Here is a 21,920-nt window from a genome sequence, read left to right as displayed (position 1 = left end):
GCATGTGCCCCATGGAACCCGTCTCCCCCACCCGGGGGCTGCTCCGTGCCGAGCTGCTCATCGTGCTCGGGCTGTCGCTGGGCCGCAGCGCCGTCTACTCGCTCATCGCGCTCGTCCAGGCCCTCGCGGCGGGACCGCTCGCCGGGCAGTCGACCTCGCTGAACACCTCGCAGGCGCGCGACCCGTGGCTCGACCTGCTCTACCAGCTGCTCTCGATCGGCTTCACCCTCGTGCCGGCGGCGCTCGCGGTGCTGCTGCTCGCGCTCACCGCGGGGAGCGTCGCCCAGGCGCTCGGCGACCTGGGGCTGGACCTGCGCCGGCCGGGCCGCGACCTGTGGCAGGGCGTCGCGATCACGGCGGCGATCGGCGTTCCCGGCCTCGCCTTCTACCTCGTGGGGCGCGCCCTCGGCATCACGGTCGAGGTGATCCCCGCGGCCCTCGACGCGCACTGGTGGACGATCCCGGTGCTCCTCCTGCAGGCCCTGAAGAACGGGATCATCGAGGAGGTGGTCGTGGTCGGCTATCTCGTGCAGCGGCTCGAGCGCCTGGGCTGGTCGGGGAGGCACATCGTCATGGTCTCCGCGGTGATCCGGGGGGCGTACCACACCTATCAGGGCCTCGGCCCGGGCGTCGCGAACCTCGTCATGGGGCTCGTGTTCGCGCAGTGGTTCCGCCGCACCCGTCGCACCGCGCCGCTGATCGTCGCGCACACGCTCATCGACGCCTTCGCCTTCGTGGGCTACGGCCTCGTCAAGGACGTGCTCCCGCTGTAGTCCGGCCCGGCGGCCGGCCGACGGCGGGGCTCAGAGCACGTACGGCTCGCCCTCGCCGTCGGAGACCATCGGCAGGCCCGACTCGAACCAGAGGTCCATGCCGCCCACCACGTTGATCGCGTCGTACCCGTTGCCGTTGAGCCACTGGGTCACCTGGGCGCTGCGCCCGCCGGAGCGGCACACGATGTACAGGTCGCCGTCCTCGGGCAGCTCGTCGAGCTTCTCGAGCAGCCCGCTCGCGGCGAGGTGCGTCGCGGTGGGGGCGTGCCCGGCGTCCCACTCGTTCTGCTCGCGCACGTCGATCAGGTGGGCGCCCTCGGGCACCTCGGCGGGGGTGACGACCTGGTTCTGCATCTCCATGGCGTCCAGCGTAGTGGGGCGGGACGCGCGATGGGGAGGCAGGGAGCCCCGCCTCCCCGCCTCGCTCACCTCCGCATCAGACCCGCACGCCGCGGCGGACGAGCGGCGCCGAGACCGCGACCGCACCGAGCACGAGCACGTACGCCCCGATCACGGTCGCCACGTACTGCACGAGCGCCGCGGGGTCCGGCGTCGAGGCGCCGACGGTCGCGACGACCACCAGCAGCGCCGTCCCCGCCGCGAGCACGGAGCTCAGCAGCACCGGCAGCAGTGCCTGCAGCATCCGCGCCCGCTGCAGCTGCCCCACCTGTGCGCCTGCCACGTGCTGGGCCCGCAGCACGGGCATCTCGTCGATCACCTTCGCGGTGCGCGTGATCCCCGTGGAGATCGCGGCGAGCACCGCGGCGATCGCGAGGGTGAGCAGGCCACCCGTGCTCATCGCGGTGATGAGGATCGCGTCCTCCGGGGTCGAGGCCTCGCCGAGGCTCGAGATGACCGTGAGCAGCCCGGCGACGACCAGGGCGATCGTGATCCCGGAGACGGTGCGCCAGGCGGCGCGGGGATCCGCGGCGAGGCGGCGAGCGGCGACGAGCAGCCCCGCGGTCGGGGCCGTGGCTGCGAGAGCTCGGCCGAGCAGCCACACCACGAGCGGGCCCACCACGTTCACCCCGGCGACGACCCCGCCCACCAGCACGATCATGATGATCAGCATCCCGGCCAGACCCGCGACCGCGGAGACGACCTGGGCCAGCTGGGTCGCGGCGACCAGCAGCACGATCAGCACCGCCCAGACCGCGAGCCGCAGCAGGCTCATCCGCACGGTGCGTGACTCCCGCGCCACCCCGAGCGGGCTCAGCACGAGCCCGGCGAGCGCGACCGCCGCGGAGCCCAGGGCGACCAGCAGGATGCCGAGCACCACGAGCGGGTAGGCCCACACGGGCAGCAGCAGCTCCCCCACGGTGAACGGGGCGATCCCGAAGTCGAGCGCGGTGAGCGCGGGGGTCACCGCGAGGTGCGCGAGCACGCCGAGCACGGAGCCCAGCAGCGCCTGCGCGGCGACGTCGAGCAGCGCGATCCCGCCCACCTGGGCGGAGGTCCCGCCCACCAGGCGCATCGCGGCGAGGTCCCGCTCGCGGCGGGCGAGGGACAGCCGCGCGGCGGCCCCGCCGAAGCCGACGGCGCTCGGCACCAGCAGCACGCTCGCCGTGAGCGCGCAGAAGGCGAGCATGCCCATGATCGAGTCCTCCCCCGAGGCGGAGGGCCCCAGCGCATCCGCGGGCATGCGGCCCACGAAGGCGAGCAGGCCGCCGAGGACGGTCGCAGTGATCGCGGTGGAGGCGGCGAAGGCGAGGACGGGCAGCGTGTCAGCGAGGGCGCTGCGTCGGCGCAGCAGCAGCGGCGCGGCGGCGAGGACGCTCATCGTCCCTCCCCCGAGCGCTGGAACTCCTGGACGATGGCGCCGTCACGCATGGCGACCGTGCGTCGGCAGACGGCGGCCACCTGCGGGTCATGGGTCACCATGACGAGGCTCGCGCCGGAGTCGCGGCAGGCGCCCACGAGCACCTCCAGCACGGACCGGCCGGTGGCCTGGTCCAGGGCGCCGGTGGGCTCATCGGCGAAGACGACCTGGGGACGGCCCGCGAGGGCGCGGGCGATCGCGACGCGCTGCGCCTGGCCGCCGGAGAGCTGGCCGGGACGGCGGTCGTGCATCCCCGCGAGACCCAGCCGGTCCAGCCAGCCGCGCGCGTCCGCCGTCGCGGTGCGGCGCGGCGTGCCCGCGAGCATCCGCGGCAGGATCACGTTCTCGAGCGCGGTCAGCTCGGGCAGCAGCCGCCCCTCCTGGAAGACGAAGCCGAAGGCGCCGCGCCGCAGCCGCGTGCGCGCGGCGTCGGGCAGCGAGGAGAGGTCGGTGCCGTCGTGGTGCACGGTGCCCGCCGAGGGGCGGAGGATCCCGGCGAGGACGTGCAGGAGCGTCGTCTTGCCGCAGCCCGAGGGGCCCATGATCGCGAGGGAGTCCGCCCGGGCGATGTCGAGGTCCACCCCGGCGAGCGCGCGGGTCGTGGGGCCCTTCCGGCCGGAGTCCCCGAAGTCGCGGACGAGGGAGCGGGCGGAGAGCACGGCAGGGCCGGCGGAGGGGTCGGGCTCGGACGGGGAGCGGTAGGTGGAGGGGATCGCTGTGGTCATGGCACGAGCTTCCGTCGCGGCCACCGGGACGCGCGTCGGCCCCGGGATCGATCTCCCGGGGCCGACGTCAGACCGTGGTGTGAGGCGGGGCTCCTCCCAGGGGGAGTCCCGCCTCCGCTCACCCGAAGCGACCGGAGATGTAGTCCTCGGTCTGCTTGTTCTCCGGGTTCGTGAACATCTTCTCGGTGTCGTCGAACTCGATGAGGTGGCCGGGCTTGCCGGTGCCGGCGATGTTGAAGAAGCCCGTGCGGTCGGAGACGCGCGAGGCCTGCTGCATGTTGTGGGTCACGATGACGATCGTGTAGTTGTCCTTGAGCTCATGGATGAGGTCCTCGATCGCGAGGGTCGAGATCGGGTCCAGGGCCGAGCACGGCTCGTCCATGAGCACCACCTCGGGGCGCACCGCGATGGTGCGGGCGATGCACAGGCGCTGCTGCTGACCGCCGGAGAGGCCCATGCCGGGCTTGTCGAGGCGGTCCTTGACCTCGTTCCAGAGGTTCGCGCCCTTGAGCGAGGACTCCACGAGCTCGTCGGCGTCGCGCTTGCTGATGCGGCGGTTGTTGAGCTTCACGCCGGCGAGCACGTTGTCGCGGATCGACATCGTGGGGAACGGGTTCGCCTTCTGGAAGACCATGCCGACGCGGCGGCGCACGTTCACCGGGTCCACACCCTGGGCGTAGATGTTCTCGCCGTTGATCTCGACGGTGCCCTTCGCGTAGGCGCCCGGGATCACCTCGTGCATACGGTTCAGGGTGCGCAGGAACGTCGACTTGCCGCAGCCGGAGGGGCCGATGAGCGCGGTCACCGAGCGCGGCTGGATCGTCACGTTGACGTCCTCCACGGCGAGGAAGTCGCCGTAGTAGATGTTGAGGTCCTCGACGGTGATGGGCTGGGGGGCTGCCATCTCGTGTGTCCTTTCGCGGTCCCGCCGCCTCAGCGGCTGAGCTTCGGGGAGAAGTAGTGGCTGATGAGGCGGGCGATGATGTTGAGCACCATGACGATCACGATGAGCGTGAGCGCGGCGGCCCAGGCACGGTCGATGTTCGTCGTGATCGAGCAGGAGTACACGTCGCCGTTGACCACGTTGGTGACGGTGTCGCTCATGCAGTTGGCCTTGCCGGCACGGTACTGCTGGTTGATGAAGGTCGGCAGGGTGGCCATGCGGCCGTCGAACATGCTCCAGTTGACGCCGGTGACCATGCCGACCGTGAGCAGCAGCGGCGCGGTCTCGCCGATCACGCGCGCGATCGCGAGGGTGATGCCCGTGGTGAGGCCCGCGATCGCGGTGCGCAGCACGACCCGCACCACGGTGAGCCACTTCGGCACGCCGAGCGCGTAGGCCGCCTCGCGCAGGTCCAGCGGCACCAGGCGCAGCATCTCCTCGCTCGAGCGGACCACCGTCGGGATCATGAGCAGGGACAGGGCGACGGAGCCCATGATGCCCATGCGCACGCTCTGGTCCGGCATGAAGGCGAGGAACAGAGCCAGGCCGAACAGGCCGGCGACGATCGACGGGATGCCGGTCATGATGTCGACGAGGAAGGTGACGCCCTTGGCGAGGGTGCGCTTCCAGCCGGTCGAGGAGTACTCCACGAGGAAGATCGCCGTGAACAGGCCGATCGGGATCGAGATGACCGAGGCCCAGAAGGTGATGAGCAGGGTGCCGATCGCGGCGTGGAGCACGCCGCCGGCGTCGGCCCCGCCGATGACCCCGGACATGTCCGAGGTCCAGAAGGCGAAGGGGTGCGGCGCGGCCTTCACGACCCGCGAGCCGCCCTCGACGATGACTTTCCACAGCAGCGAGAGCAGCGGGAACAGCGCGATCGCGAAGGCACCGATCACGAGCAGCATGACCACGCGGTCCGCGGCCCAGCGCCGGCCCTCGCGGACCCGCGAGTAGACGTAGGTGACGACCAGGTGCAGGACGTAGCCCAGCAGGATCACGCCCACGATCGACAGGTTCCCGAACGTGGCGAGGACCAGGGCGGCGAGCACGAGGGAGGCGGCGCCCGTCAGCAGCAGGTGCCAGAGGGGCAGACGACGCTCGGCGGCCCGTGCCCCGGAGAGGGTGCTCGCAGTGGTGGTGGCGGTGCTCATGACCTCAGCCCTTCACGGTCGTGCGGGAGACGATCCACCGGGCGATCGCGTTGATGATGAACGTGAGCACGAACAGCACCAGGCCGGTGTAGATCAGGTAGGACATGTCCGCCCCGGAGGACTCCGCCTGCTTGGAGGCGATGTTCGCGGCGATCGTGTTGTGCATGCCGACCTCGAGGATGTGCCACGAGAAGGTGGCGCCCGGGGCGAGGATCATGAGCACGGCCATCGTCTCGCCGAGGGCGCGGCCGAGGCCCAGCATCGACGCGGCGACGACGCCCGAGCGGCCGAAGGGCAGCACCACGGTCTTGACGACCTCGAAGCGGGTCGCGCCGAGCGCGAGCGCCGCCTCCTCCTGGAGCCGCGGCACCTGGAGGAACACCTCGCGGGCCATGGCGGTGATGATCGGCAGGATCATCACGGCGAGGACGACGGCGGCGGAGGCCAGGTTGCGCATGGGGGCGGTGGGATCGCCGGCGAACAGCGGGATGATCGCCTCGCCGGAGGGGACCAGCGGCACCCACGAGGGCCACACGAGGGTCTGGTTGAGGAACACGTACAGCGGCTCGAGGCGGGGCACGAGCCAGACGCCGCCCCACAGGCCGTAGACCACGGAGGGCACGGCCGCGAGCAGGTCGATCATGTAGCCGAGCCCGGCGGCCATGCGGCGGGGCGCGTAGTGCGAGATGAACAGCGCGATGCCGATCGAGACGGGGATCGCGATGACGAGCGCGATGAGCGCCGCGAGCACCGTGCCGAAGATGTACGGCGCGACCCCGCCGATCAGCGAGAAGGCGGGATCGGCGGTGCCGAAGATCCCGGCGAGCTCCTTGCTCTCCCGGAAGGCGGGCATCGACTCCGCGGTCAGGAAGATCGCGACGAGCGCGAGCGTCACGAAGATCAGGATCCCGGATCCGACGCTCAGGGTGGAGAAGAGGGTGTCGCCGAAGCGACGGCCGCCGCTCCTCAGGGAGGACTGCTCGGGCGCCTCCGGTGCATCCGGGGCGACGTCGGTGCTGCTCACGATGGGCCTTCCTCGAGGATCACGGGACGGGGAGCGCGGCCGTGCCGCCGGGTCGTGGAACGGCCCGGCGGCACGGCGGTGTGCGCAGTGTGCAGGATGTCAGCCGACGGCGATCGCGTCGATCGCGGCCTGCGCCTCGGAGGAGAGCTCGTCGGAGAGCGGGGCGGCGCCCGCGTTGTCCGCGGCGGCCTTCTGGCCCTCGGCGGAGACGATGTAGGAGGCGTAGGACTTCACCGCATCGCCCGTGGCCTGATCGGCGTAGGAGCCGCAGACCGCGAGGTAGGAGACGAGCACGAGCGGGTAGGCGCCGGACTCGGTCGTCGTGCGGTCGAGCTTCACGACGATGTCGTGGTCCTCGCGGCCCTCCTCGCGCGGGGAGGCGTCGACGGCCTTGGCGGCGGCATCGGCCGAGTAGGGGACGTACTCCTCGCCGACCTTGATCGCGGCGGTGCCGAGATTGCCGGCCTGCGAGGCGTCGGCGTAGCCGATGGTGCCGTTGCCGCCCTCGACGGTGGAGATGAGGCCGGAGGTGCCCTCACCGGACTGGCCGCCCGAGGTGGGCCACTCCTCGACGGGGCCGTCGGTCCAGACGTCGCCCGCGGTCTCGGAGAGGTACTCGGTGAAGTTCTCCGTGGTGCCGGACTTGTCCGAGCGGTGCACGGGGACGATGTCGAGGTCCGGGAGGGTCGCGTCCGGGTTCTCCTTGGTGATCGCCTCGTCGTTCCACTTGGTGATCTTGCCGGAGAAGATCCCGGCGATGGTCTCCGGGGAGAGGTTCAGCGAGTCGACGCCGTCGAGGTTGAAGACGACGGCGATCGGGGAGATGTAGACGGGCAGGTCGAACGCCTGCTCACCGTTGCAGACCTCCTTGGAGGAGGCGAGCTCCTCCTCGGTGAGGGCGGCGTCGGTGCCCGCGAAGGCGGCCTGGTTGGAGAGGAACTGCTCACGGCCGGTGCCCGAGCCCACGGAGTCGTAGGTGACGTTGAGCGAGCCGCCCTGCGCCTGGACGAGGCCCATGAAGGACTCGGTCCACGCGGTCTGGGCGTTCTGCTGCGAGGAGGCGCCGGCGCCCGCGAGGCTGCCGGTGAGCGAGGCGTAGTCGCCGGACGCCGCGGCGCCGCCGTTGTCCGAGCCGGAGCCGGAGGTGGAGCCGGTGTCCGACCCGCCGCCGCAGGCGGTCAGGGCGAGCCCGCCCACGAGGCCGAGCGCGGCGAGGGAGGCGAGCTTGTTCTGGCGAACGTTCACTGCGAGTCCTTTCGGGGGCCGGAGCCCGGACTGTTCCGTCGAAGGTCTGGAGGTCTGACGGCAGTGACGGTAGGGAGGGGAGGTGACGGGGTTCCCCCACGCGCATGAACATTGGGTGAACGGGATCCACGTCTCCGTGAACGCGCAGGTCAGATGGACGAATCGTCTACGTCACAGGTTTGGTCACGGTCCGGTCACAGGACCTGCGGCGGGCGTCAGTAGTCCGTCGGGACCGTCGCCACGAGCACGAACATGAGGACGATGTAGACGATCCAGAAGGCGAGGAGCAGCGTGCCGAGGATCGACGTCACCAGACCCGCGATCGCGAGACCTCGACCGCCCTGCACGGGCACCGCCCCGGGTGCCGTCTGGCGCATGGCGATGATCGAGAAGATCAGGCCGACGGGTCCGACGATGCCCTGGCACAGCGTGAGGGAGAGGATCCCCAGCACGAGCGCGGCGATCGCGCTGCCGGCCGTGGGCGGCGCCACCGCGTAGGCGGGCATGCCGTAGCCCGCCGTCGCGTAGGCGGGGGTGGCGTAGGCGGCGTCGGCGGGCGCGGCGACGGGCGAGCCGCCGAACTCCGGCCCGAAGCCCGGCGAGGCGAGCTGGTCCTCACCGCCGGTGGCGGAGCTCGTCGTCGCGTACGGGTCGTACGCGCCGTAGGGGTCCGAGGCCGAGCCGGAGGACGTGGAGCCGTAGGGATCCGAGGAGCCGTAGGGGTCGGAGGAGGAATAGGGATCGGAGGTGCCGTACCCCCAGCTCCCGTCGCCGCCCTGGCCGCCGCTGTGTCCGTCGCTCATCGTCGCCCCGTCTCCCCTCGTCCCCGGATCGGTGGTGCCCCGGGGTCCAGCCCCGCATGCTACCGGCCGTGCGGGGACGCCCGCCCCGTCCGATCAGCCGATGTTCGGGAGATGTCGCTCGATCGCGACGACGCTGCCGGAGGGCGTCGTGTGCAACACGAGCGCCTCCCCCGCGGCGAGGTACGGGTCCTGGCGCGGCAGCTCGAGCGCCGCCCCGCGGGCGGAGACCCGGCGCACCGACTCGATGATCGTGGGCAGCACCGGGCGGTGCGTGCACACGACCGTCGCGCGCGCCTCGTGCATGACCCGCTCGACCACGGCGGCCGTGCGCGAGGGCCGGTCCGCATGGCCGGCCTCGGTCAGCTCGGCCTTCGTGCGCACGTCCAGCCCCGCCTCCTTGGCAAAGGGCTCGACCGTCGTCCGGCATCGCTTCCAGGGGCTCGAGAGGATCCGCGACGGATCGAAGGCGTCCAGCAGCGGCGGCAGGGCCTGCGCCTGCTTCTTCCCCTTGCCGCTCAGCGGCCTGCTCTTCTCTCCCTTGCTCTCCCCCTTGCGCCACTTCGCACGGGAGACGGCCGCCGCGTGCCGCTGGATGATGATCGGCACCGTGCGCAGCTCGTCGGCGTCGAGGTGGCGGCGCAGCGACTCGACCGTCACCACGTCGCTCTGCCGGGTGAGCAGGGCCGTCGCCTCGTCGAGGTCCACCCAGCGCACCTCGTCGATCTCGCGCGGGTTCTCCGGGCCGGGCGCGACCTTCGCCCGCACCGTCGCCGTCCAGTACTGGACGATCTTCGTGCGGCCGTCGGGCAGCAGGTACACGGAGGCGGGGAGCGGGCGGTGCAGCCGCACCCGGTAGCCCGTCTCCTCGGCGACCTCCCGCACGGCCGCGGCGGGGAAGGTCTCCCCCTTGTCGAGCTTGCCCTTGGGCACCGACCAGTCGTCGTAGCGGGGACGGTGCACCAGCATGACCTCCACGCCGGAGGCGCCCTCGCGCCAGGCGAGGGCGCCGGCGGCGAGGACGGGCGGCGGGGTCCCGGGGGCGACGCGCACCCTCAGCCCTCCGTCGCCCGGCGCAGCTGCAGGTGCCGGCCCGAGACGGCGAACCCCCAGCGCTCGTACAGGGCCAGCGCGGGGGCGTTGTCGCCCTCGACGTAGAGCTCGACGCCGGGGACGCCGCGCTCCGCGAGCCGCCGCAGGGCGGTGCCCAGCAGATGCCCGGCCACCCCGTGGCCCTGCGCGGACGGCGCCGTCGCGACGACATAGATCTCCGCGTCAGGGAGCTCCGCGTCGGCAGTCTCCTCCCGCTTGACCCAGACGAAGCCCGCGAGGCCCTCCGGGGTGCGTGCGAGGACCATGTCCTCCGGGTCGAACCAGGGCTCGGAGAGGCGCTCGTCCAGGTCCTCCCGGGTGAGCGCACCCTGCTCGGGGTGGGAGGCGAAGGCCGCGGCGTTCAGGGCGACCCAGTCCTCGGCGTCGCGCACCGCCTCGAAGGAGGTCACCTCGACCCCCGGGAGGTCCGTGGCGGGCACCGGGGGCAGCGGGTGCTCGGCGTCCAGCGGGCGGCGCAGCACGAGCAGCAGCCGCTCCTGGCGCAGGCCCCGGCCCTCGAGCAGGGCGACGGCGCCGGGCAGCGCCCCGTGCGCCCAGACCCCGGCGTCGGGTCGCCGCTCGAGCACGGCCGCGAGCAGCGCGGTGCCGAGCCCGGCGCGGCGGTGGGCGGGGTGGACCATGCCCTGCACGGTCCCGTCCTCGAGCAGGCTCGCGTAGCCGGTGACGGCGGCGCCGTCCTCGATCAGGAGATGGGTCGCCCCCTCGCCGCGGAGGGCGAGCCGGGCCGCCTCGTCGAGCGGGGAGATCCCGTCGTGTGCGATGACGGCGGTCAGCAGCGACTCGATCGCGCCGCGCCGCTGGGCCGACAGGGCATCCGTCGTGATCATGTGGTCCTTCCGATGCGCACGATGCCGCCCCGGGGAGCGGGCGCTCGTAGACTGCCCACTGTAGCGCCCGACCGCCGCCCCGCCGGAGGCCGACCGCGACCCCGCCCCGAGCGCGTCCCGACGACGTCCCGGGCACGACCGAGAAGGCCACCGAGAAGGCTGAGGAGCCCCGCATGACCGCACCCGAGCGCGCACCCCTCGGTGCCGCCCTGGCGCTCCTCATCGCCCTGGTCGCCCTCACCGGCCCCCTCTCCCCCGTCCTCATGGCGGTCGTCGCGGGGGGCCTCGCGCTGCTGCTCGGCGCGGCCTGGCCGGACCTGCTCGAGCTGCCCTCGCCGCGCGGCACCCGGATCGTCGTCGCGGGGTCCGGGATCGCAGGCGCCGCGCTCACGGTGCTCGCGCCCGAGAGGCTCACCCCCGTGACCTCCCTGCTCGTCGTGACCGCGGTGGGCGTCTTCGCCTCCTTCGGCCACCAGATGCTGCGCAGCGACCGCCACGACCTCACGAGCTCGCTCACCGGCACCGTCGCGGGCGTGCTCCTCGCCGCCGTCGCCTCGTGCTGGCCGATCGCCCAGGAGATCTCGACGGCTGGCGGCGGCTCGCTCCTGGTCACCGCGATCGCCACCGGCCTCGCCGCGACCCTGCTCCTGGACGCGACCTCGCTGCCCGTGCTTTCGCGCACGCTCCTCGCCGTCCTCGCGGGCACGGGGATCACCGCCCTGCTCGCCGTGCAGCTCGGTGCCATGGCCGCGCTCCCGGCCGTCGGTCTCGGCGCGCTGGTCGCGGTCGCCGCGAGCTGCACCCACCTGCTCCTGGGCTCCTCCCTCGTGGCCCGGGAGCCGGTCGCCGCCCTCGGAGTCGCCGCGGGGCCCGTCGCGACCGCGGGCGTCATCGCCCACCTCGCCGCGGCGATGCTCACCTGAGCACCCGCCCCTGAACCCCTGAGCGGCCGCGGAGTCGATACACTGCGGGGCATGTCCTTCCTCTCCCTGTTCTTCCTGGTGCTCGTGGTGCTCGTGGGGCTCGGCACGCTCGCCTTCACGGTCCTCGTGCTCACCCGCCTCTTCGACCGCCGCTGAGGCCGTCGTGCCGATCACGCTCGACCCGTCCCTCCCCCCGTCGCTCTACCCGCTCGCGTGGCTCGTGGGCTCGTGGCAGGGCTCCGGCGCGGTCCACCACGGCGAGGACGCCGCGGACCAGCGTGTGGAGCAGCAGCTGCGATGCGAGCCCCGTGAGGACGGCACCCTCGCGTGGACCTCGGTGATCCACGTGATCGACGCCCCCGCCCCGCTCCCGCCCACGAGCGCCTTCGCGAAGGAGGAGCCGGCCGCGCCCGCTCCCTCCGGCAGCGGACAGCGCTCGCTGCTGCTGCGCGAGAGCGGCGTCTGGACCGTCGGCGAGCCGCTCCCCGGCCAGGACCTCGAGCGGGCCCGCACCGCGAAGCCCGGCTCCCCCGAGGCGACCCTCTCCTACGCCCTCACCGCGGAGCTCGACAGCGGCGACGACGCCCGCCCCTGGGCCGGCGAGGTGCGCGGTCCGCGCATCCAGCTCGCCCTCGCGGGGGACGACGGGCCCGCCCCCGCCGTGGGCGTCTCCCACCCGCGACTCGCCGCGACCCGCATGCTCGGGTACGTGGGCGGCCGCCTCATGTGGCTGTGGGAGCGCCGCGACGAGAGCGCCGGCGCGAGCGACGAGCTCGCCCCGTACCTCTCCCTGGAGCTCGACCGTGCCTGACCCCGCCGTGCCCGACCGCACCGTGCGCCCCCTGCTCTCGACCTCCGCCGTGCTCGGCGAGGGGCCGGACGCCGCGGTCCCCGAGCACTACGGCGCCCCGCTGCGCGAGCAGCGCCGGCTCCTGCACCGTCGCGCGGTCGTGGACCTCGGCCAGCTCGAGGTGCTCGAGCTGAGCGGAGCCGACGCCCGCAGCTGGCTCACCACCATCTCCTCCCAGGTGCTGACCGGCGTGCCCGTCGGCACCGGCGCGAGCCTCGCGGTGCTGTCCCCGCAGGGGCGCGTCGAGCATCTCGCCTCCGCCGTCGTCACGGGCGAGGAGTCCGTGCTCCTCGTGACCGACGCCGGCGCCCGCGCCGGGCTGCGCCGCTATCTCGAGATGATGCGCTTCGCCGCCCGCGTCGAGATCATCGACCGCGACGACCTCCGCGTGCTCGGCGCGCTCGGCCCCGCCGGCGAGGTCCTCGCCGGCTCCGGGCTCGAGCTGCCGGAGCCCGTCGCCGTGTGGGACGACCGCTGGCCCCATGTCGCGCCCGGCGGCGTCGCCTACGGCCCGGACCCGGAGGACCCCTCCGGCGCGATGCTCACCGTGCTCGACGCGGCCGCCCTCGAGGCGCTGCCCTGGCAGGCGGAGCACCTGGCCGGCATGTCCTCCTGGGAGGCCCTGCGGATCGCCGACCACCGCGCCCGCCAGGCCCGCGAGGTCGACGAGCGCTCGATCCCCCACGAGCTGGACCTGCTGCGCACCGCGGTGCACACCGCCAAGGGCTGCTACCGCGGCCAGGAGACCGTCGCGAAGGTCATGAACCTCGGCCAGCCGCCGCGGCGCCTGGTCATGCTGCACGTGGACGGCTCGCAGGACGTGCCCGTCACCCCCGGCGGCGAGGTGCGCCTGGGCGGGACCGACGGCAAGGTCGTGGGCACCGTGACCTCCGCCGCCCTGCACGCGGACCTCGGCCCGATCGCCCTCGCGGTCGTGCGCCGCGCCGTCCCGCTCGACGCGCCGCTGCACCTCGCCGTGACCCTCGCGGGCACCGGCGAGGACGCCACCACGCTCTGGCTGGACGCGACCCAGGAGCCGATCGTCGTCTCCCGCGAGCACGGGCAGCGCCCCGCGACCGCGAAGCTCTGATCCGGCCCGCGGGCCCGGTGAGGCAGGGATGATGGCAGCCATGGACGGTGACGGCGGGCAGCAGGCGTGGAGCGCGCACCGGCGCGAGGTGCTCGCCGCCCAGGAGGACGCCCTGCGCCGTACCCGCCAGGAGGAGCACGAGCGTGCCACCGCGAAGCTCCGCGCCGCGATCGGCCGCTGGCAGGAGGCGGGCATCGCCCCGCTCCCGCTGCGCGCCCAGCCGTACACCGGCTCCGGCAGCGTGCGCACCTCCCTGCACGGCTGGTACCTCAAGCACGACCGCTCGATCGCCGTGGACACCGAGGGCCGCTTCTACGTCATGCGGGTGGACGGATCGCTGCTGAGCCGCCTCCGCGGCGTCACCCCGGACCCCTCCCCCGCCCCGCTCGTCGTGGGCCGCGGCGCCCGCGACGGCGAGACCTTCGACCTCGACGAGCTGCTCGACATGCGCGGGAAGGACCCGGTGCGACCATGACCGCCCGCCGCTCCGGCACGGACACCCCCACCCAGGCGCTGCCGCTCGGCGAGCGCCTGCGCGGCGGCGTCGAGCGCCACTTCCACGACGGCTTCAGCCGCAGCCGGGTCGACGCGCTGAGCATCGGCCGCGCCGCCGTCGCCGCGGCCACCGCCTACTTCGTCAGCGGCCTCATCTGGGGCCACGCCCACCCGTTCTTCGCCTCGATCGTCGCCTTCATCATCATCGGCTTCAGCACCGAGAAGAAGATGCGCAAGGTCGTCGAGATCTCGTGCGGCGTGATGATGGGCGTCGTGCTCGGCGAGGTCGCCCGGGCGACGATCGGCTCGGGCACCTGGCAGATCGCGGTCGTCGTCTTCGTCGCGGGCATGCTCGCCCGCTTCATCGACCGCTCCGTCGTGCTCGGCTTCCAGATGTCGATCCAGTCGCTGCTGGTCATGATCATGCCGATCACGCCGACCATGTCCCCGGGCGGCCGCGTGCTCGACGCGCTCACCGGCGCCGCCGTCGCGATCGTCATCCACCTGCTGCTCTCAGGCGATCCCCGTCGGGCCCAGCGCCGCGCCGCGCGCTCCTTCTACCGGGAGCTCGAGAACACCCTGGTCTCGCTCTCGCTCGCCGCGCGCTCCGGGGACACGGGCGTCGCGCGGGCCGCCCTGCGCTCCGTGCGCGACACCTCCCAGAAGTACACCGACGAGTGGCGGCTCGCGAACGACGCCGCCAACGAGATGGCCACCTTCTCCCCCACCGGCCTGCGGCACGCCGACGAGATCGGCCGGCTGCGCCACCTGCTCGTCGGCTCGGACCGGGCCATGCGCAACATCCGGGTGATCGCCCGCCACGAGGTCGAGTTCCTCGAGGCGGTCGACGGCGACCCGCACTCCACGCTCGCCGACGCCCTGCTCGCCGCGCAGGACGCCGTCTCGACGCTGCGTGCCGCCGTCGGCCACCAGGAGGTCGACTTCACCGAGGTGCGCCGCTGCCTCCGCCTGTTCACCGCCTACCTCACGCCCGAGGTGCTGCTGAAGAACGACAAGGGCGTGCGCCCCGGCCGCGCCGGCCACTTCGAGGGCGTCACCCTCGTGGTGCAGCTGCGCGCGCTCGCGATCGACCTGCTGCAGGCCACGGGGCTCGAGGCGAAGGATGCCAAGCGCTTCCTGCCGAGCCTGCTCATCGCCGCCGACGGCGACTCCATCGGCCCGCGGCCGATGACCCGGGAGATGCGCGCCGTCGAGCCCCCCGCCACGACCGAGGCGCTCGAGCTGCTCATCACGGACCGCTCCGACCCGTCCCGTCGGCGCTGATCCCTCGGAGCCCGCGCTCGGGAAGGGACCGTATCCTGGGCCGATGATCGCCTCCGCCCAGCTCTGGATCTTCGCCGTGCTCGCCCTGCTCCTGTTCCTCGTGGAGATCTGGGCGCTCGTGAACGCCCTGCGCTTCCGGGCGGACGCCTACACCGCCGCGGACAAGCGGTCGAAGGTCTTCTGGGGCGTGCTGACGGGGGTCGCGGTGCTACTCGGCTTCCTGTCCCTGCCCTACCCGATCGGCTCGGGCGGCTCGTCGATGCTGTTCATGATCGGCGGGATCATCATCGCCGGCATCTTCCTCGCGGACGTCCTGCCGGCCCTGCGCCGGGTCATGGGCCGCGCCGCGGGCAACCGCTGGTGAGCGCCTGACGCTCACCCCGCACGAACGGGGAAGGCCCCCGGAGCAGCGCTCCGGGGGCCTTCTGCCGCGAACGGCCCGGCTCAGGCGTGGGTGCCCGCCGAGCGGAGGTTCTCGCAGGCCTCGACGACACGAGCGGCCAGGCCGGCCTCGGCCTTCTTGCCCCAGGCGCGGGGGTCGTAGGCCTTCTTGTTGCCGACCTCGCCGTCGATCTTCAGCACGCCGTCGTAGTTCTCGAACATGTGCGAGACCACGGGGCGGGTGAAGGCGTACTGGGTGTCGGTGTCGATGTTCATCTTGATGACGCCGTTGTCCACGGCCTCCTGGATCTCCGCCAGGGTGGAGCCGGAGCCGCCGTGCATGACGAGGTCGAACGGCTTCTCCTTGCCGTACTCCTTGCCCACCGCGTCCTGGATGTCCTTGAGGATCGACGGGGTCAGCTTGACGTTGCCCGGCTTGTAGACGCCGTGCACGTTGCCGAAGGTGAGAGCCGTGAGGTAGCGGCCCTTCTCGCCGAGGCCGAGGGCCTTGGCGGTCTTCAGGCCGTCCTCCGGGGTGGAGAAGAGCTTGGACTCGTCGACGTCGGCGGAGACGCCGTCCTCCTCGCCGCCCACGACGCCCACCTCGATCTCAAGGATCTTCTTCGAGGCGGCGGTCTTCTCGAGCAGGCGCTCGGCGATCTCGAGGTTCTCGTCGACCGGCACGGCCGAGCCGTCCCACATGTGGGACTGGAACAGCGGGTCCAGGCCCTTGTTCACACGGTTCTCGAGGTCCCACTCGAGGAGGGGCTCCACCCAGGTGGGCAGGACCTCCTTGGCGCAGTGGTCGGTGTGCAGGGCCACGTTGATCGGGTAGTTCTTGGCCACGGCGTGCACGAACTCGGCGAGCGCGAGGGAGCCGGCGACACGGTCCTTCACGGTCGAGCCGGAGAGGTACTCGGCGCCGCCGAAGGACACCTGGATGATGCCGTCGGAGCCGGCCTCGGTGAAGCCCTGCAGCGCGGCGATGGCCGTCTGCGAGCTGGAGACGTTGACGGCCGGGTAGGCGAACTTCCCCGCCTTCGCGCGGTCGATCATCTCGGCGTACTGGTCCGGGGTTGCGACTGCCATGAGGCATTCTCCTTCGCTGAAGCGACTGGCGACGACGGTCGGCGCAGAGGGCGCAGCGCACAGTCGTCCTATCGCTCACAGTGTCCCATAGGCACCCTGGCACGGACGGTGCGCGTCCGTCCCTGGAGCGGGTTCAGCGCAACGGACCCTCGGGGATCTCCGCGTGCTGCTGCACCCAGGTGTGCATCGCGATCGCGGCGGCCGCGGCGACGTTGATCGAGCGGGTCGAGCCGAACTGCGTGATGCCGACGACGAGGTCCGCCGCGGCGAGCAGCTCCGCGCTCAGGCCCGGCCCCTCCTGCCCCACGAGCAGGACCGCGTCCCGCGGGAGCGGCGTGCGCTCGATCGGCATCGCCCCGGGGACGAGGTCGATCGCGACGAGCGGCCTCCCCGCCTCCCGCGCCCAGGCCACGAGGTGCGCCGCATCCGGATGGTGGATCTCGTGCTGGTAGCGGTCGGTGACCATCGCGCCCCGCCGGTTCCAGCGGCGCCGGCCCACGATGTGGAAGGCCTCGAGGGCGAAGGCGTTCGCGGTGCGCACGATCGAGCCGATGTTCGCGTCGTGCTCGAGGTTCTCGATCGCCACGTGCAGGGGGTGGCGGTGCTCGTCGAGCTCCGCGACGATCGCCTCCCGTCGCCAGTAGCGGAAGCGGTCCTCGACGTTGCGCCGGTCGCCGTGGGCGAGCAGCTCGGGGTCGAGGCGGTCGTCCACCGGCCACGGCTCCGGATGTGGGCCGAGGCCCACCTCGCGCGGGGCCGGGGTGCTCACTTGCCCTGCTCGTGCTCCTGCTCGCGGACCGCGTCGTCGGGGTCGGGCAGGCCGAGTGCGCGGCGGCGGCGCTCGCGCAGCAGGATCCGCACGACCACCACGATCACGGCGATGACGATGACCGCGTAGATGACGTTGGAGAAGACGTCGGTGTACGGCTCGATGATGTGCCAGTTATTGCCGAGGATGTACCCGAAGGTGAGGAAGATGCCGTTCCAGATCCCGCTGCCCAACACCGTGAGCAGGCTGAACACCCAGAACGGCATGGCGTACAGGCCCGCCGGGATCGAGATGAGGGAGCGGACGCCCGGCACCATCCGGCCGAAGAAGATCGCCTTGTGCCCGTGGCGGTCCATGAAGGCGACCGTCTTCTCGTAGTCCTCGACGTGCACGAACGGCAGGGCGAGGAAGATCCGGCGCAGCCGCTCGGGCCCCAGCAGCCGGCCCAGCCCGTACAGCACCCAGGCGCCGACGAGGGAGCCCGCGATCGACCACAGCAGCATGACCACGAAGGTGTGCTCCGGACCGGCGGCGGCGACGCCCGCGAGCGGCAGGATCACCTCGGAGGGGATCGGCGGGAAGATGTTCTCGAGGAAGATCAGCAGGAAGACGCCGAGACCTCCCAGGCGGTCCATCGTCGCGACGGCCCAGTCCACGATGTTCATGCAGAGATCCTCTCCTCGAGGGTCGATGCTCGCGCGACGGGTCGGCGCCGCGATCCGTCCCCATGGTAGGTGGAGCGCCTGAACGCTCCCCCTCGGGGGCCCCTGCCGTCTACCCTGCCCCCATGACCTTCAATCCTGATGCCGAGATCCAGTCCGGCAACACACGCAGCGGGGGCGGGGGCGGCATGCTCCCCCGCGGCGGGGGCGGCGGTCGCATCGCCCTGGGCGGTGGCGGCGGCTGCCTGCTGCTGGTGATCGTCATCGTCTTCACCCTCATGGGCGGGAACCCGATGGACCTGCTGGGCGGCGGGGGCACCCAGACCGAGGCCGCCTCCTCCGGGGAAGGCGGCGCGCTCGAGCAGTGCAGCACGGGCGAGGACGCGAACACCGACGACAAGTGCCTCGTACAGGGCGTCGTCGAGTCCGCGGACTCCCTCTGGGCGCAGCTCGGGCCGGACTCCGGCATCGAGTTCCGCGAGCCGCAGGCGGTCATCTTCTCCGATCAGGTGCAGACGGGCTGCGGCGCCGCGACCTCGGACGTCGGCCCGTTCTACTGCCCGGCGGACCAGACCATCTACGTCGACGACAGCTTCTTCGGCGACCTCCAGTCCCGCTTCGGGGCCGACGGCGGCCAGTTCGCGAAGATGTACGTCGTCGCCCACGAGTACGGCCACCACATCCAGAACCTCTCCGGGACGATGTCGAAGGTCGATCATCAGGAGACCGGTCCGCAGTCCGGCGGCGTGCGCCTCGAGCTGCAGGCGGACTGCTACGCGGGCGTCTGGGCGAACCACGCCTCGACCACGACCGACGACAACGGCGTGACGATGCTGCAGCCGCTCACGGACCAGGACATCCAGTCAGCCCTCTCCGCGGCCTCCGCCGTGGGCGACGACCACATCCAGGGTGACGTCTCCGGCGGGCAGGTGCAGCCCGAGACCTGGACCCACGGCTCCTCGGAGCAGCGGCAGAACTGGTTCATGACGGGCTACCAGGAGGGCACCGTCGAGGCCTGCGACACCTTCGGCGCGGACTCTGTCTGATCGACGTACTGCGAGGAACGAGCGGTAGGAGATCAGACGGTCGAGCACTGTCTGAGCACAGCGGCCCACCGACGACGGAGGGGCCGACGGGGATGCCCCGTCGGCCCCTCCGACGTGTCGGGGGTGCGTGCGCTCAGATCTCGAGCTCGGAGATGTCGTACGCGGAGAGGTAGCGGTAGCCCGCCTTCTCCACGGCCTCGCGGGAGGCGTCGGCCCGGTGCACGATCACGGCGACCGCGGCGATCTCCGCGCCGGCCTCGGTGAGCGCCTCGCACGCGGTGAGGACGCTGCCGCCCGTGGTGGACGTGTCCTCGACCGCGACCACGCGGCGGCCCGTGACGTCGGGGCCCTCGATGCGACGCTGGAGGCCGTGGGCCTTCTGCGCCTTGCGCACGACGAAGGCGTCGATCGGCGCGGCTTCGGCGTCGGCCGCGGCGGCGTGCATGATCGCGGTCGCGACCGGGTCCGCGCCGAGGGTCAGCCCACCCACGGCCTCGACGCCGGGGACGAGGCCCTCACGGCGCAGCAGGTCCAGCATGATGCGGCCCACGAGCGGCGAGGCCTCGTGGTGCAGGGTGATGCGGCGCAGGTCCACGTAGTGGTCCGCCTCCGCACCGGAGGAGAGGGTCACGCGGCCGCGCACCACGGCGAGGTCGCGGATCAGCTCGCGGAGGCGCTCGCGATCGGCGGCGAGATCAGGGGCGGGGGCGGCGGGGGCGGCAGGCTCGGACATGCGCCCCAGGGTAGACGGTCCCGGCCGGGCGGTCGGTCCCCGATCAGGGGACGTCGTCGCGCTGCCACGGCGCGTGCAGGTCCCGCTTCGAGGCGCGGCGCCGGGCCTTGCGCACGGCCTTCTGCTGCATACGGCCGTACCAGTTCGGCGAGGTCAGCGCCCGGACCATGGAGCGCGGCGCAATCCGCGAGACCTCCCCGGCGGTGCGGTACTTCACCGAGGGGATGGACAGCACCGCCCCCTTCGAGGCGTCCTTGAGCGCCTGCTCGACCACGAACGGCGCCTTCAGCCACGTGATCCGCGGCAGGCCGTCCATCCGCATCGACGCGCGCTCGTGGAACTCGGTCTGGACGAACCCCGGCAGCAGCGCGGTCGCCGTGACGCCCGTGCCCTGCAGCTCCATGGCGAGGGACTCGGTGAACACGGTGACCCAGCTCTTGGAGGCCGCGTAGGGACCGGCCGTCGTGTAGCCCGCGAGGGAGCTGACGTTGATGATGGCGCCCTTGCGCCGCTGCACCATCGACCCGGCGGCCGCGTGGGAGAGCACGAGCACCGCCCGCATGAGGGTGTCCATCTGCCGCTCGTGGTCCTCGACGGGGATCTCGAGGAAGCCGCCGCGCAGACCGTAGCCGGCATTGTTGACCAGCAGGTCCACGGGCTCCACGGGGTCCGTCAGGCGGATCGCGACCTTGTCGAGGCGGGGGCGGTCGGAGAGATCGGCGGGCAGGACCTCCACCTGCACGGGGTGCACGTCGCGGATCTGCTCGGCGACCGTGTGCAGCCGGTTCTCGTCCCGCGCCACGAGGACGAGGTCGTGCCCGGTCCCGGCCAGCTGCCAGGCGAACTCCAGGCCCAGGCCGGTGGTGGATCCGGTGACGAGTGCGCGCGCCATGGGCTGATCCTAGAGCCGTCCCGCGCCCGCGGGTGACGCGACGGGTCGATCGGGGCCTGCCGGGCGGTCGGGGCGGGCCCGTAGGATCGGCCCATGCGCATCGCGACCTGGAACATCAACTCCCTGCGAGCCCGGATGGATCGGGTGGTGGCCTTCCTGGGCCGCCATCAGGTGGACGTGCTCGCCCTGCAGGAGATCAAGGCGAAGCCCGCCCAGCTCGACCTCGCCCCGCTCGAGGCCGCCGGCTACGAGGTCGCGGCGCACGGGCTAAACCAGTGGAACGGCGTCGCCGTCATCTCCCGCGTGGGGCTCACGGACGTCGCCCTGCAGCTGCCCGACGTGCCGACCTGGCCGGAGGACGAGACGGGCGTGGTCGAGGCCCGGGCGCTCGGCGCGACCGTGGGCGCCGGCTCGGAGGGCGGCGGTCTGCGGATCTGGTCGCTGTACGTCCCCAACGGCCGCGAGCTCGACCACCCGCACTACCCGTACAAGCTGCGCTGGCTCGACGCCCTGCGCGCCGAGGGTGCGCGCGAGCTCGCCGCGGATCCGCGCTCCCGCACCGTGCTCGTGGGCGACTTCAACGTGGCCCCGCAGGACGACGACGTCTGGGACATGGCGTTCTTCGAGGGGAAGACCCATGTCACCGAGCCCGAGCGGGCCGCCTTCCGCGCGGTCGTCGACGCGGGCTATGCCGACGTGGTGCGTCCCGAGCACCCGGGCCCGGGCACCTACACCTACTGGGACTACCAGGCGCTGCGCTTCCCCAAGAAGGAGGGCATGCGGATCGACTTCGTGCTCGCCTCGCCGGCGGCGCAGGAGGCCGTGACGGGCTCCTTCATCGACCGTGAGGAGCGCAAGGGCAAGGGGGCCTCCGACCACGCGCCGGTGGTCGTCGACCTCGACCTCTGAGCGGGGCGTCCTCGGGATATCGAGGTCGCGGGGTGTCAGCGCCACGGGGCGTGACCGGGGCCTGACAGGACGGAGCGGCGGTCCGCTGTGCGGCCGCCGCTCCTCGACGTTCCGGCACCGGGATCAGGCGTGAAAACCGTCTGGCTGCGGTGGCGCTGTCGACGCCTCACAGCCGGTCCGCTTGCGGGGACCAGTCGCACGTGGGTTCCGGTGCCGATATTCGTCGTTGTCCACGTCACACTACGCCCGGCCCGCCGGGGGCGCAAGCACTCGCGTGGACGGGGGACGAGGGGCCCGCCGGGGAGGCGCGGCGGCACGGTTCCTCCCCATCGCGCCGCCGTCCACAGCGACGCCCACCGGGCCCCATCGCGGCG

Annotated in this window: 24 protein-coding genes; 9 read left to right on the top strand and 15 right to left on the bottom strand. The window is 72.6% G+C overall.

The window, feature by feature from the left end; all coding sequences use genetic code 11:
* The first annotated feature begins 11 nt into the window (after window positions 1–11).
* A complete protein-coding gene (locus tag C1N80_RS05850) occupies window positions 12–773 on the top strand; it encodes a CPBP family intramembrane glutamic endopeptidase (protein WP_137769923.1) in 762 nt (253 codons plus the stop codon).
* A gap of 30 nt (window positions 774–803) precedes the next feature.
* On the opposite strand, the gene C1N80_RS05845 is transcribed toward C1N80_RS05850, so the two are convergent.
* The 10 genes from C1N80_RS05845 to mshD all read right to left on the bottom strand — a co-directional run bounded on the left by C1N80_RS05845 (window position 804) and on the right by mshD (window position 10,423).
* Window positions 804–1,127 (bottom strand): rhodanese-like domain-containing protein, encoded by a 324-nt coding sequence (locus tag C1N80_RS05845; protein ID WP_103384981.1) that lies wholly within the window; start codon window positions 1,125–1,127, stop codon window positions 804–806.
* A gap of 82 nt (window positions 1,128–1,209) precedes the next feature.
* On the bottom strand, window positions 1,210–2,553 hold the full coding sequence (locus tag C1N80_RS05840; RefSeq protein ID WP_137769922.1) for an FtsX-like permease family protein: 1,344 nt from the start codon (window positions 2,551–2,553) through the stop codon (window positions 1,210–1,212).
* Entirely contained in the window at window positions 2,550–3,317 is a 768-nt protein-coding gene (locus tag C1N80_RS05835) for an ABC transporter ATP-binding protein (RefSeq protein WP_137769921.1), read from the bottom strand. Before C1N80_RS05835 ends, C1N80_RS05840 begins: the two co-directional genes overlap by 4 nt.
* A 118-nt stretch (window positions 3,318–3,435) precedes the next feature.
* The gene (pstB, locus tag C1N80_RS05830; RefSeq protein WP_137769920.1) at window positions 3,436–4,221 is read right to left on the bottom strand and encodes a phosphate ABC transporter ATP-binding protein PstB; all 786 of its coding nucleotides are present in this window, start codon (window positions 4,219–4,221) and stop codon (window positions 3,436–3,438) included.
* 29 nt (window positions 4,222–4,250) lie between these two features.
* Window positions 4,251–5,414: a phosphate ABC transporter permease PstA gene (pstA, locus tag C1N80_RS05825; protein WP_137769919.1), complete on the bottom strand. Its 1,164-nt coding sequence runs from the start codon at window positions 5,412–5,414 to the stop codon at window positions 4,251–4,253.
* Between the two features lie 4 nt (window positions 5,415–5,418).
* Window positions 5,419–6,438, bottom strand: coding sequence for a phosphate ABC transporter permease subunit PstC (pstC, locus tag C1N80_RS05820; protein WP_137769918.1), 1,020 nt, complete (start codon window positions 6,436–6,438; stop codon window positions 5,419–5,421).
* A 99-nt stretch (window positions 6,439–6,537) separates the two neighbouring features.
* The gene (gene pstS / locus C1N80_RS05815) at window positions 6,538–7,683 is read right to left on the bottom strand and encodes a phosphate ABC transporter substrate-binding protein PstS (RefSeq protein ID WP_137769917.1); all 1,146 of its coding nucleotides are present in this window, start codon (window positions 7,681–7,683) and stop codon (window positions 6,538–6,540) included.
* A 215-nt stretch (window positions 7,684–7,898) separates the two neighbouring features.
* The gene (locus tag C1N80_RS05810) at window positions 7,899–8,486 is read right to left on the bottom strand and encodes a DUF4190 domain-containing protein (RefSeq protein WP_137769916.1); all 588 of its coding nucleotides are present in this window, start codon (window positions 8,484–8,486) and stop codon (window positions 7,899–7,901) included.
* A gap of 93 nt (window positions 8,487–8,579) precedes the next feature.
* Complete coding sequence (locus C1N80_RS05805; RefSeq protein ID WP_137769915.1) at window positions 8,580–9,536, bottom strand: NUDIX hydrolase; 957 nt, start codon at window positions 9,534–9,536, stop codon at window positions 8,580–8,582.
* A 2-nt stretch (window positions 9,537–9,538) separates the two neighbouring features.
* On the bottom strand, window positions 9,539–10,423 hold the full coding sequence (gene mshD, locus C1N80_RS05800) for a mycothiol synthase (RefSeq protein WP_137769914.1): 885 nt from the start codon (window positions 10,421–10,423) through the stop codon (window positions 9,539–9,541).
* A 173-nt stretch (window positions 10,424–10,596) separates the two neighbouring features.
* Here mshD and C1N80_RS05795 point away from each other — a divergent pair, with 173 nt between their 5' ends.
* The 6 genes from C1N80_RS05795 to C1N80_RS05765 all read left to right on the top strand — a co-directional run bounded on the left by C1N80_RS05795 (window position 10,597) and on the right by C1N80_RS05765 (window position 15,429).
* Window positions 10,597–11,346, top strand: a complete 750-nt coding sequence (locus tag C1N80_RS05795) for a hypothetical protein (RefSeq protein WP_137769913.1) — start codon at window positions 10,597–10,599, stop codon at window positions 11,344–11,346.
* 163 nt (window positions 11,347–11,509) lie between these two features.
* Entirely contained in the window at window positions 11,510–12,157 is a 648-nt protein-coding gene (locus C1N80_RS05785) for a heme-binding beta-barrel domain-containing protein (protein WP_137769911.1), read from the top strand.
* The gene (locus C1N80_RS05780) at window positions 12,150–13,286 is read left to right on the top strand and encodes a folate-binding protein YgfZ (RefSeq protein WP_137769910.1); all 1,137 of its coding nucleotides are present in this window, start codon (window positions 12,150–12,152) and stop codon (window positions 13,284–13,286) included. Before C1N80_RS05785 ends, C1N80_RS05780 begins: the two co-directional genes overlap by 8 nt.
* Window positions 13,287–13,317: 31 nt before the next feature.
* Entirely contained in the window at window positions 13,318–13,761 is a 444-nt protein-coding gene (locus C1N80_RS05775) for a hypothetical protein (protein ID WP_319641452.1), read from the top strand.
* A complete protein-coding gene (locus tag C1N80_RS05770; protein WP_137769909.1) occupies window positions 13,758–15,065 on the top strand; it encodes an aromatic acid exporter family protein in 1,308 nt (435 codons plus the stop codon). Before C1N80_RS05775 ends, C1N80_RS05770 begins: the two co-directional genes overlap by 4 nt.
* 43 nt (window positions 15,066–15,108) lie before the next feature.
* On the top strand, window positions 15,109–15,429 hold the full coding sequence (locus C1N80_RS05765; protein ID WP_137769908.1) for a DUF2516 family protein: 321 nt from the start codon (window positions 15,109–15,111) through the stop codon (window positions 15,427–15,429).
* Window positions 15,430–15,509: 80 nt separating this feature from the next.
* Here C1N80_RS05765 and fbaA read toward each other — a convergent pair whose 3' ends face one another.
* From fbaA to C1N80_RS05750, 3 genes are all read right to left on the bottom strand, one after another.
* Window positions 15,510–16,535, bottom strand: coding sequence for a class II fructose-bisphosphate aldolase (fbaA, locus tag C1N80_RS05760; protein ID WP_137769907.1), 1,026 nt, complete (start codon window positions 16,533–16,535; stop codon window positions 15,510–15,512).
* Between the two features lie 133 nt (window positions 16,536–16,668).
* Window positions 16,669–17,304, bottom strand: a complete 636-nt coding sequence (locus C1N80_RS05755) for an RNA methyltransferase (RefSeq protein WP_137769906.1) — start codon at window positions 17,302–17,304, stop codon at window positions 16,669–16,671.
* Entirely contained in the window at window positions 17,301–17,969 is a 669-nt protein-coding gene (locus C1N80_RS05750) for a DedA family protein (RefSeq protein WP_137769905.1), read from the bottom strand. Before C1N80_RS05750 ends, C1N80_RS05755 begins: the two co-directional genes overlap by 4 nt.
* A 122-nt stretch (window positions 17,970–18,091) precedes the next feature.
* Here C1N80_RS05750 and C1N80_RS05745 point away from each other — a divergent pair, with 122 nt between their 5' ends.
* Window positions 18,092–19,012, top strand: coding sequence for a neutral zinc metallopeptidase (locus tag C1N80_RS05745; protein WP_137769904.1), 921 nt, complete (start codon window positions 18,092–18,094; stop codon window positions 19,010–19,012).
* A 133-nt stretch (window positions 19,013–19,145) separates the two neighbouring features.
* Here the strand turns inward: C1N80_RS05745 and pyrE are convergent, their stop codons facing one another.
* A complete protein-coding gene (pyrE, locus tag C1N80_RS05740) occupies window positions 19,146–19,745 on the bottom strand; it encodes an orotate phosphoribosyltransferase (RefSeq protein WP_137769903.1) in 600 nt (199 codons plus the stop codon).
* Window positions 19,746–19,788: 43 nt separating this feature from the next.
* Window positions 19,789–20,637 carry an SDR family oxidoreductase gene (locus C1N80_RS05735; protein ID WP_137769902.1) on the bottom strand — a complete coding sequence of 283 codons (849 nt, stop codon included), beginning with the start codon at window positions 20,635–20,637 and terminating at the stop codon, window positions 19,789–19,791.
* A 93-nt stretch (window positions 20,638–20,730) separates the two neighbouring features.
* On the opposite strand from C1N80_RS05735, the gene C1N80_RS05730 reads away from it, so the two are divergent.
* On the top strand, window positions 20,731–21,546 hold the full coding sequence (locus C1N80_RS05730) for an exodeoxyribonuclease III (protein WP_137769901.1): 816 nt from the start codon (window positions 20,731–20,733) through the stop codon (window positions 21,544–21,546).
* Window positions 21,547–21,920 lie beyond the last annotated feature (374 nt).

This window comes from Brachybacterium sp. SGAir0954, from assembly GCF_005490785.1.
GTDB lineage: Bacteria > Actinomycetota > Actinomycetes > Actinomycetales > Dermabacteraceae > Brachybacterium > Brachybacterium rhamnosum.
This window is presented reverse-complemented; position numbering and strand designations above follow the sequence as displayed.